Origin of the sequence: Nocardiopsis sp. RV163 (genome assembly GCF_001029525.1) — a bacterium.
GTDB classification, from domain to species: domain Bacteria; phylum Actinomycetota; class Actinomycetes; order Streptosporangiales; family Streptosporangiaceae; genus Nocardiopsis; species Nocardiopsis dassonvillei.
In genome coordinates, this window is the sequence record NZ_LEKI01000045.1 from 24998 (window position 1) to 35021 (window position 10024).

The 10024-nt window shown below is 71.2% G+C and carries 10 protein-coding genes; 3 read left to right on the forward strand and 7 right to left on the reverse strand.

All coding sequences use genetic code 11. The features are described from left to right. Positions 1-17 precede the first annotated feature (17 nt). Positions 18-1067: an EamA family transporter RarD gene (rarD, locus tag ABD54_RS10860; protein WP_047869325.1), complete on the reverse strand. Its 1050-nt coding sequence runs from the start codon at positions 1065-1067 to the stop codon at positions 18-20. Between the two features lie 250 nt (positions 1068-1317). On the opposite strand from rarD, the gene msrA reads away from it, so the two are divergent. Further along, positions 1318-2007: a peptide-methionine (S)-S-oxide reductase MsrA gene (gene msrA / locus ABD54_RS10865; protein WP_082166773.1), complete on the forward strand. Its 690-nt coding sequence runs from the start codon at positions 1318-1320 to the stop codon at positions 2005-2007. A 414-nt stretch (positions 2008-2421) separates the two neighbouring features. Here the strand turns inward: msrA and ABD54_RS10870 are convergent, their stop codons facing one another. Continuing rightward, positions 2422-3261, reverse strand: coding sequence for an NAD-dependent epimerase/dehydratase family protein (locus ABD54_RS10870; protein ID WP_047869327.1), 840 nt, complete (start codon positions 3259-3261; stop codon positions 2422-2424). Next, positions 3258-3698, reverse strand: a complete 441-nt coding sequence (locus tag ABD54_RS10875; protein ID WP_047869328.1) for a nuclear transport factor 2 family protein — start codon at positions 3696-3698, stop codon at positions 3258-3260. The genes ABD54_RS10870 and ABD54_RS10875 overlap by 4 nt, the downstream gene beginning before the upstream one ends. Before the next feature lie 82 nt (positions 3699-3780). On the opposite strand from ABD54_RS10875, the gene ABD54_RS10880 reads away from it, so the two are divergent. Then, complete coding sequence (locus tag ABD54_RS10880; protein WP_047869336.1) at positions 3781-4356, forward strand: TetR/AcrR family transcriptional regulator; 576 nt, start codon at positions 3781-3783, stop codon at positions 4354-4356. A gap of 88 nt (positions 4357-4444) precedes the next feature. On the opposite strand, the gene ABD54_RS10885 is transcribed toward ABD54_RS10880, so the two are convergent. From ABD54_RS10885 to ABD54_RS10900, 4 genes are all read right to left on the reverse strand, one after another. Next, positions 4445-5284, reverse strand: coding sequence for a carbohydrate ABC transporter permease (locus ABD54_RS10885; protein ID WP_047869329.1), 840 nt, complete (start codon positions 5282-5284; stop codon positions 4445-4447). Further along, a complete protein-coding gene (locus ABD54_RS10890) occupies positions 5277-6269 on the reverse strand; it encodes a carbohydrate ABC transporter permease (protein ID WP_047869330.1) in 993 nt (330 codons plus the stop codon). The genes ABD54_RS10885 and ABD54_RS10890 overlap by 8 nt, the downstream gene beginning before the upstream one ends. A gap of 60 nt (positions 6270-6329) precedes the next feature. After that, positions 6330-7646, reverse strand: a complete 1317-nt coding sequence (locus ABD54_RS10895; RefSeq protein WP_047869331.1) for an extracellular solute-binding protein — start codon at positions 7644-7646, stop codon at positions 6330-6332. 213 nt (positions 7647-7859) lie between these two features. Beyond that, a complete protein-coding gene (locus ABD54_RS10900) occupies positions 7860-8912 on the reverse strand; it encodes a LacI family DNA-binding transcriptional regulator (protein WP_047869332.1) in 1053 nt (350 codons plus the stop codon). A gap of 209 nt (positions 8913-9121) precedes the next feature. Here ABD54_RS10900 and ABD54_RS10905 point away from each other — a divergent pair, with 209 nt between their 5' ends. Beyond that, positions 9122-9994, forward strand: a complete 873-nt coding sequence (locus ABD54_RS10905; protein ID WP_047869333.1) for a phosphorothioated DNA-binding restriction endonuclease — start codon at positions 9122-9124, stop codon at positions 9992-9994. The last annotated feature ends 30 nt before the right edge of the window (positions 9995-10024 follow it).

The window sequence follows — 10024 nt, forward strand, 5'->3', positions numbered from 1 at the left end:
AAACCGGGAAGACCGGATCACTCCGCGGACTCGGGCCGGGCGGATCCCCCCGGGAGCGGCTTCCCGGGCTGTCCGAGTTCGCGTCGCCGTTGTTCGTCGGGGGTTTCGGCGTCTTCCCCGGACTGTCCCCCGAGCTCTGTCCCGGCCCCTGCCGCGGCCTGCTCCCCGGCCCGGACGGAGGCGCGTGACCGGGAACGGGCGTCGCGGACCTGGTCGACGACGAACGCGCACAGCGCCAGCCACACCAGCGCGAAGCCCAGCCAGCGGGCGGGCGGCATCTCCTCGCCCTGCACCAGCCAGCCGACGAAGAACATGATGACCGGGGCGATGTACTGGAGGATGCCGATGACGCTCAGGGGGACCCGGCGCGCGGCCACGCCGAACAGCAGCAGCGGCAGGGCGGTCACGAAACCGCTGCCGACCAGCAGGGCGGTGTGGCCCGGGGACACCGAGAACACGGTTCCCGCGCCGGTGGCCTCCAAGTGGACCACGAAGCCCAGCGCGGGCAGGAACATCACCATGGTCTCGACGGTCAGGCTCCGCACGCCGTCCAGGTCCACGTACTTCTTCACCGCGCCGTAGGCGGCGAAGGTGGCGGCCATGAGCAGCGCCAGCCACGGGGCCACGCCGTAGGCGACGGTCATCACGGCCACGGCCAGGACGCCCAGGCCGACCGCCACCCATTGGAGGGCCCGCAGCCGCTCGGAGAACAGCAGCACCCCCAGGCACACCGACATCAGCGGGTTGATGAAGTACGCGAGCGAGGCCTGGAGGGTCTGCTCGATGGAGACCGCGTAGATGAACCCCCACCAGTTGACGGAGATCAGCACCGCCGCGGCGGCCACCGGCAGCAGGCGGCGGGGGCTGCGCAGCACCGAGGGGAACCAGGTCCAGCCCCGGCGGGTGACGAGGATGACGACGCACATGGCGAGCAGGGCCCACACCATGCGGTGGGCGAGGATCTCGCTGGGTTCGGAGGAGGAGAGGAGCGGCCAGTACAGGGCCGCTACACCCCAGAGGAGGAAGGCGGTCGCCCCGAGGACGACGCCGCGCTTGGATTCCGGCACGTCAGCAATCGTAGGACGAATCGTCCGGAGTGTCCTCATGGCGAGGGAGGGCGAGCGCCGCCACGCGTGCGGCCGAGCGCCGCCTCCGTGCCGAGGGCAGGGGCGGGAGGGGCGCGGAAGGGCCGGTGAGGGCGGAGAGGGGGGCGAGCCCCGTTTCGGTGGGCGCTCCGGCCACTGCCGCCGACCGCGTCCGTCCACGGGTTCGATCGCGTCCGTGCGCCGGGCCGGGCCCCTGGATACCCTGGAGAGCATGTTCGGGAGAAAGACGACCATGGTCGATCCAGCACGCGCCCTGCCCGGTCGGGACACCCCGATGGACGTGCCCTTCGGGCACACGGTGCTGGGCACCGGCCTCACCCCGCCCTACCCCGAGGGCAGCCGGATCGCCGACGTGGCGATGGGCTGCTTCTGGGGCGCCGAGCGCATGTTCTGGCGCCTGGGCGCGGAGCGGGGGATCATCACGACCGCGGTGGGCTACGCGGGCGGCTACACGCCCAACCCGACCTACGAGGAGGTCTGCTCGGGCCTGACCGGGCACACCGAGGCGGTTCGGGTGGTGTTCGACCCCGAGCGCATCTCGTACGAGGAGATCCTCAAGGTGTTCTGGGAGGGCCACGACCCGACCCAGGGCATGCGCCAGGGCAACGACGTCGGCACCCAGTACCGGTCGGCGATCCTGTACCACGACGACGCCCAGCGGATCGCGGCCGAGACCAGCCGCGACGCGTTCCAGCCGGTGCTCACCCGCGCGGGATACGGGCCGATCACCACCGAGATCGCGCCGCTGCGGGAGTTCTACTTCGCCGAGGACTACCACCAGCAGTACCTGTCCGACGCCAAGAACCCCAACGGGTACTGCGGCATCGGGGGAACCGGCGCCAGTTGTCCGATCGGTGTCGTGACCTCGGACGATGCGTCCTCGGGTCACGCGGCCGAGTAGTACGACGGAGTACGTGCGAGTACGCCCGCGCACGTTCGGACGATGGCTGAGTGATGGCTCAGCCATCATTGAACGATGGTTGAGGGGGCCACGGCTGACGCGCACGCCGCGGGGGTGGTGTCCCAGTGCTGTGGCGGCGTCCGGGGCTCAGCCCCGGACGCCGACGCCCCCCGCGCCAAGCTCCGCGGCCCGGGTGAACGGGCGACCGCTCAGCTCAAGGACTGGGGCCTCTCGCGCCGTCAGCGTGGCCGCCCGCAGCGGGCCGGGGCGATCACCCGCGCGGTGCCGGTGCGGTGCTGCGAAGTGCCCCGTGGCTTTCTTGTGCCGGGTTCCCGGGAACTGCTGGCGCCCGCGGACCGAGCGGGCCGCCCTCCCGGGCCCCGGGGCGGCGCCGGCAGCAGGGGACGACGGTCCTCACCAGGTCCATCCGGCGGCGACGGCGGCGAAACTCCGGGGCGGGAGGCCGGTGATCCGCTCGACGACGGGGGTGACCCGGTCCTCCGCCCCATCGGCGATCGCCAGGTCCAGGTCCGCCAGCATCGCCGCGTACTCCCGTGGCATGGTGGCCGCCAGACGGTCGCGCATCCGCTCCCGGTCCACCGCCAGGTGGCGCACCAGTCGGCCCGAGACCCGCGAGATCGTCGCGGCGACGTCGTCGTAGCCCAGCGCCTCGGGGCCGGTGAGGACGAGGTCTGTGTTGGGCGGGTCCTCACCGGTCAACACCCGGGCGGCCACCGCGGCGATGTCGTCGGCGTCGATGAAGCCGACCCGTCCCCGGCCCGTGGCCGTCATGACGAGCCCCTCCTCGCGAATGCTCACGGCGTGGTGTCTGTCTCCGGTGAAGTTCTGCATGAACCACGAGGGGCGCAGGACCGCCCACTCGTCGAACAGCTTCGGCAGGAGGGCGTGCACCCCACCCGCGCCGGGTCCTCCCTCCGGGATCGCCGAGGAGCTCAGCAGTACGGCCCGGCGCACCCCGGCGGCGACCGCCTGTTCGAGGAACGGCGCCATCACGGCGGCGGGATCGGTGGTGTCGACTGGCGGAACGAGGTACATCCGGTCCACGCCCCGCAGTGCCTCTTCGAAGGTCGCGGGGTCGTACCAGTCGAAGCGCACCGACGAACCGCCGCCCCGGGCCGGGGCGCGGCGGCTGGCCGCCCGCAACCGCGGGCCGAGCGCGTCGAGGCGGGAGGCGACACGGCTCCCGGTCGTGCCGGTGGCGCCGGTGACCAGGACGGTGACTGCGGAACTCATGCGTTCTCCCTCTCCGGTGCGGTCGTCTTGGCCTCGCGCATGGAGTCGGGCACCACGAGCGGGTTCCAGTAGTCGCGGTAGCGCGTGACGCGTCCCCGACTCGCCGTCATCACCACCACGTAGGAGATGTCGGTGTCCTGTCCGGTGGCCACGAGCCGGGCCCGGGCCCGCATCTCGGCGACCACGGTCCCGGGGGCGGTGGTCTGGTGGATCTCCAGGTGGGGAAGGTCCTTCAGATGGACGTGGTCGCTGTAGTCGCTCATGTACTCGGCGAGCCGTTCCCTCCCCTCCAACCGCCGGGGCCAGCCTTCGGGTGCGAAGGGGAACTCGACGAGGACGTCCTCGTCGCACAGGGCAACCCAGTCGTCGATCCTCCCGTCGAGGAGCAGTTCCAGGCCGTGTCGAAACAGGTCCGCCGTCGCCAGGTCGTCGTTCACGGGATCTCCACCCTCTAGAATGTGGACTGCTGGTCCGTTTGAATATATGGACTGGCAGTCCGTTTTGCAAGTGGGGTGGATGATGGTCGTACGTGGGGAGCGCGCCGACGCGCTGCGCAACAGGGAGGCGGTACTCGCCGCCGCGGACGGGCTCTTCGCCCGCAGCAAGAGTCCCGGGACCGTGTCGATGGACGAGGTCGCGGCCGCCGCCGGAGTGGGGAAGGGCACCCTCTTCCGCAGGTTCGGCGACCGGGGCGGGCTGATCCGGGCCCTCATGGAGGCGCGTATCGGCCCGTTGCGCGGAGCCGTCCTGGAGGGTCCCGCCCCGCTGGGCCCCGCGACGCCCCCGCGCGAACGGGTCCCGGCGCTCCTGCTCGCTCTGCTGCGCTTCAAGCTCGACAACCGCCACCTGGCCCTGGCGCTGGAGAGCGACGGCGGGAACAGCCCCTACCAGGCCGACCACTACACCTGGTGGCACCGGACGCTCGCTGACGCACTGGCCGCGGTCCCCAGCGTGCCTGACGCGGACTTCGCCGCGCACGCTCTGCTGGCCGCGGTCCGCGCCGACCTGGTGGAGCACCTGGCCGGGCGTGAGGAGATGCCGCAAGAGGCGCTGGAGGAACGGATGAGGGCCTTCACCGCCAAGGTCCTCGCCTGAGGCTCCTCGCCCGTTCGGGCCCCACCCCCTCACGGTGCCCCCGCGGCCGGACGTGAACCGTCGTGACCGGCCGCGGGCGGCACCCGCGCTACTTCACCGCGCCCGCCGACAGCCCGGACACGAGGTAGCGCTGGACCAGCATGAAGGCCACGACCACCGGCAGGGAGACGGTCACCGACGCGGCCAGCAGCTCGTTCCACAGGGTGTCGGTCTGGCTGGTGTACAGCTTCAGCCCGATGGAGAGGGTTCGGGTCTCGGTGTCGGTGAGCACCGAGGCGAACAGCACCTCTCCCCAGGCGGTGATGAACGCGAACACCCCCACGGCGAGGATGCCCGGGCGGGCCACCGGGAGGATGACCCGCACCAGGGCGCCGACCCTGCTGGTGCCGTCGATCATCGCCGCCTCCTCCAGGCCCTCGGGGATGGCGCTGAAGTACCCGGCCAGCATCCAGATCGAGAACGGCAGGGCGAAGGTCAGGTAGGTGATGATCAGCCCGGTGTAGGAGCCGGTGAACTCGATACCGGTGAGGTCCTCCAGCCGCACGAAGATCAGGAAGAGCGGCAGCAGGAACAGGATGCCGGGGAACATCTGAGTCGAGAGCACCGTCATGCTGAACAGCCGCCTGCCGCGAAAGCGCAGCCGTGACAGCGGATAGGCGGCCAGCACCGCCACCACCAGCGCCAGGGCCGTCGCCGTGGTCGTGACGATCAGGCTGTTGGTGAGGTAGCGGGCCAACGGGATCGTCGTCCACATGTCCACGTACGGCTGGAGGGTGACGCGGTCCGGCAGCCAGGTGAACATCCCCCGGACGTTCTCCAGCGGCTTCACCGAGGTCACCACCAGCACGTACAGGGGCAGCACCGTGAACACGGTGAGGAAGGTCAGGACGATCCGCCGGAACCAGCGGAATCCCCGTGTCTCACGCATTGTCCCTCCCCTTGGGCAGCACCAGTCGGACGTAGACCGCCGACGCGATGACCAGCGCGACGAGCAGCAGAACGCTCATCGCGGCGCCCAGGCCGAAGTTCCAGTTGACGAAGGAGTGCTCGTAGATCAGCGGTGAGATCAGCCGCGCGCTCTCGGGCGAGGTGTCGCCGAAGAGCAGGAAGGGGATGTTGAACTCGTTGAACGTCCACAACGTCATGACGAGCAGGACGACCGCGTTCGCCGGGCGCACCATGGGCAGCGTGATGCCGGTGAACCTCCTCCAGGTCGAGGCGCCGTCGATGGCCGCGGCCTCGTACATGTCCTCGGGGACGCTCTGCAGCGCCGCCAGGAGCATCAGGAACGCGAACGGCCACAGCCGCCACACCGACACGACCACCAGCACCCAGAAGGCGTTCTCGCCGATGAGCCAGAACGGGCGCTCGTCCAGCAGCCCCAGATCCTCCACGAGCAGCCGGTTGACCATGCCGTCGCGCTGGTTGAACATGAACGCCCAGATGATCGCGGCGACGTAGACCGGCAGGGCGTAGGGCACGAGGAACAGCGTGCGCAGCACGCCGCGCCCCCGGAACTTGGTGTTCAACGCGACCGCGGCGGCCATCCCCAGCACCCAAGACACCCCCACCACCAGTACGGTGTAGACGGTGGTGCGGAACAGGCTCTCGAAGAGGGCGCTGCCCAGGGCGTTCCCGGGGTCGAGGCCGCGGACGAAGTTCTCCAGGCCGACCAGCGGCGCCGTCGTCCAGCGCCGGATGGTCAGCTGCGTCAGCGAGGTGAACGCGATGTAGATCCCCAGGGCCATGGGGACGATATGGACCAGCAGCTCCAGCACCGCCGCGGGCAGCACCATGCCGTAGGGCAGGAACCACCCCGGGCGGCGCGGACGCCGCCCGCCCGGTTTCTCCGGGGGGACGGTCCGGGGCGGGGCCTCGACGGTGCCGGGCCCCTGTTCTTCCGTAGTCGACATCTAGCGCCTCCATCAGACGGCCGCCCCGCCGAGGAGGCGGGGCGACCAGGGACACACTCCCTAGTTCGCGGCGTCCATCTGGGTCTCCGCCGCCTCCATGGCCTGGCGGACGTCGGCCTCGGTGACCTCGCCTCCCGTCGCCACCTGGGCGAAGAGCCCGCCGATCGCCTCGCCGAGCACCGTCTCCATCTGGCCCTCCTGGGGGATCAGCGGCATCGGAGCGGAGTGCTCGGTCAGGATCGTGCGGAAGGTCTCCATGGACTCGCTCCGCAGCTCCTCGCTGTCGTAGGCCTCGGTGGCCACCGGCAGCGTCTGGAACTCCTGGGACAGGTACACCTGCTCCTCCGGGCTGGTCAGGTGCTCGACCAGCCGCAGAGCGCCCTCCTTGTCGTCGGTGTCGTCGAAGACGCTGATGTTGATCCCGGCCGCGTGGCTCTGGATGGGCTCGCCCGGCAGCGGGTCGAGCATCGGCACCTGGGCGACCTCGTAGTCATCGAAGCCGCGGGCGGCCATGCTGGTGCGGGCGCTGCCCTGCACGATGATCATGGCCGCGCGGCCGTCGACGAAGTCGCTGATGCCCTGGGTGCCGTCGCTGAACTCGGCGCTGCTGGGGTCGACGACCTCTTCCACGGCCATCAGGTCCACCCACCGCTTGACCGCGGCGACCTGCTCGTCGGAGGAGAAGGAGGGCCCGTCCCCGCCCCACAACTGCCCGCCCTGCTGCTGGCCGAGGATGAAGGCCATGTGGGAGTTCTGCCGCTCGTTGCCGCCCTCCAGCACGAACCCGTACTGGTCGATGTCGCCGTCGTCGTCGGTGTCCCTGGTCAGCTCGTCCGCGGTGTCCACGAACTCGTCCCAGGTCGCGGGCGGTTCCTCGATGCCCGCCTCCTCGAACATGGCGGGGTTGTAGAACAGCGCGTAGGACAGCCCGTAGAGCGGCACCGACGTCGGCGTCTGGCCCTCGGCGCCGCCGGTGGCGAAGCTGGTGCCGACGAAGCGCCCCTCGCCGCCCACCGCCTCCAGGTCCGCGCCCTCGTAGGGCACGAAGGCACCGGTCTCCTGGAGGCTGGCCGCCCAGGTGTTGCCGATGTTGAGCACGTCGGGGCCGTCGCCGCTGCTGACCGCGGTGAGGATGCGGTTGTACAGCTCGCTCCAGGGGATGACCTCCAGCTCGACCTCCACTCCGGTCTCCTCGGTGAAGCGGTCCAGTACGGGCTGGAGGACCTCCCGGTCCTCCTCCACGCTCGCTCCCTGGTTGCTGGCCCAGTAGGTCAGCGTCTGGTCCCCGGAATCCTCGCCGGAACCGCAGCCGGTCAGCGCGGCGGCCAGTACCAGCGCCGTCGAGGCGGACAGGAGTGCTGTGGGGGGTGTCTTCACGGCCGTCTCCGTTTCTGTAGGCCATGTGAGCCCGTCGTCAGCGTCGGCGGTGACGGAGCGGGCGGGTCGGACGCGCCCGTCGGCCCGTGGGCGGGGCGTCGAGAACCGTGGGCCACGCCTGTCGCTCCGCGTGACCCGATGATCAGGTAAACCGGTTTACCTCGGCAGTGTAGGCGAGATCACAGAAAGGCAGGAGGGGCAGTTGTGGAACCGTTACAAGCCGTGCACCGGCCGTCCGGACGACTTCCTCGGGCGGAGTTCGCCGACCAGCACGGTCGACGGCGGCGGCTCCTGGCCCTTGAGCGTGTCCAGCAGGATGCGGGCCCCGACACTGCCCATCGCGCGGTGCCTGTTGCGCACGGTCGTCAGCGGCGGCGTGACGAACGAGGCCAGGGGGATGTCGTCGAACCCGGCCACCGCCATGTCGTCGGGGACGGTCAGGCCCGCCTCCCCCAGCACGGAGTAGCCGCCTATGGCCATGAGGTCGCTGCCGTAGAAGACGGCTGTGGGGCGCTCGGCGGCGGGCATGGCGAGGATGCGCTCCGTGGCCCGGGCCCCGCCCTCGATGGTGTAGCCGCCGTGCTCCTCCACGGGTCCCGGCTCAAGCCCGAACTCGCGCACGGCCTCCTCCCAGTGGCGTCGGCGCTGGTGCGCGTGCAGCATGTGGGGGTCGCCCTGGACGTGGGCGATGCGCTCGTGCCCCGCCTCGACGAAGCAGCGGACCAGGCCGCGGATGGCCTCCCCGGAGTCGTTGGTGACGGTGGGGAAGTCGGAGGAGCCCTCGGGCGCGCCCACCACCACGGCGGGCGCGCCCAGGCGGCGCAGCATCGCGGGACGGCCGTCGTCCGTCCGCAGGTCGGTGACCAGGAAGCCGTCCACGAAGTGGTCGTTGAACAGCCGCTCGTAGGTGGCGGCCTCGGTCCGCTCGTCGGGCACGAAGCGGATGACGGTGGCGTGCTCCTCGCCGGAGAGCACCGACTCGATACCGGACAGGAACGAGGGGAAGAACGCGTCGAAGTCGAGTATCTCGGGGGAGCGGCGCACGATCAGGCCGATGGTGCCCAGCGACTTGCCGTTGAGCGCGCGTGCTGCGTAACTCGGGCTCCACCCGAGTTCGACCGCCGCCTGGCGGATGCGTTCCCGGGTGCTGGCGCTGGTGCCGGTACCGGTGTTCAACGCCCGGGACACGGCGCCCTTGCTCACGCCCGCCCGGCGGGCGACGTCGCTGATCGTGGGGCGCCTGCGACCCGTGTTCCCGGTTGCCATGGTGAAGATGGTAGTCCGCCGGGCCTAGGGACCCCCGCCGAAAGCGCCTGGTGCCGCGGCCGTCGAGCGTGCCGGTGCCGGGGCGTGTCCCGCAGTGCGGCGCGGACCCGCGACCGCGTCGAACCCCCGGGTCCGCCCGGCACACGGCCTCCCCTGGCAGAAGGCCTCCGGGGAGCCGCGAGAGGCCGTCCGTACTAGGGTGTGCCGGTATGGACTGGACCCGGCGGCTCGGCTCCGTCAAGCGGTGGACCCGTGCCGGGGCCCGCGCCCCCCACAAACCCCTCCTGCTGCTGTACGCGCTCGCGCACCACCAGCGGAACGGCAACGCGCCCATCGTCTACAGCGAGGCCGAGGACCGGCTCGCGCGACTCCTGCGGGAGTTCGGCCCGGTGAAACCCACCAACCCCGGCTACCCCTTCCACCACCTGGAGACCGACGGGTTCTGGCGGGTCACAACGGTGGACGGAGAGGGGTCTCCGGGCTCGGGGGTGACCCTGCTGCGGGAGAAGGAGGCGCGGGGCAGGCTGGACCCCGACCTGGACGCGGCCCTGTGTGACGACCCCGGCCTGGCCGCCCGTATCGCCCGCCGTCTGCTCGACGAGAACTTCGCCCCCTCGCTGCACGAGGGCATCATCGCCCTCACCGGACTCCGCGTGGGCCAGGGGCCGGTCCCCGCGCCGGGGGAGGGCGGCGTCCGCGACCCCCGGTTCCGGGAGGCCGTGCTGACCGCCTACGAGCACCGGTGCGCGTTCTGCGGCTACGAGGGGCGGTTGGACGGCGTGTCGGTCGGCCTGGAGGCCGCCCACATCCGCTGGTGGTCGTACGACGGCCCAAACGACCTGGACAACGGCCTGTGCCTGTGCCCGACGCACCACCTGCTGTTCGACCGCGGCGTCCTCGGCCTCACCGGAGAGCTCACCGTCGCGGTGTCCCCGCGCTTCGAGGCCCGCACCCCCGCGGCCGAGACGTTCGTGCTCTCCCTCGCCGGACGCGACCTCGTCCGTCCGGTTCCGGGCGGCCCCGCCGTCGAGCCCGCCCATGTCGTCTGGCACTCCGAGCAGGTCTTCCGCGCCGCGGCCTGAGGGCCGCCGCCCCCGACGGTGCGTCCCGCC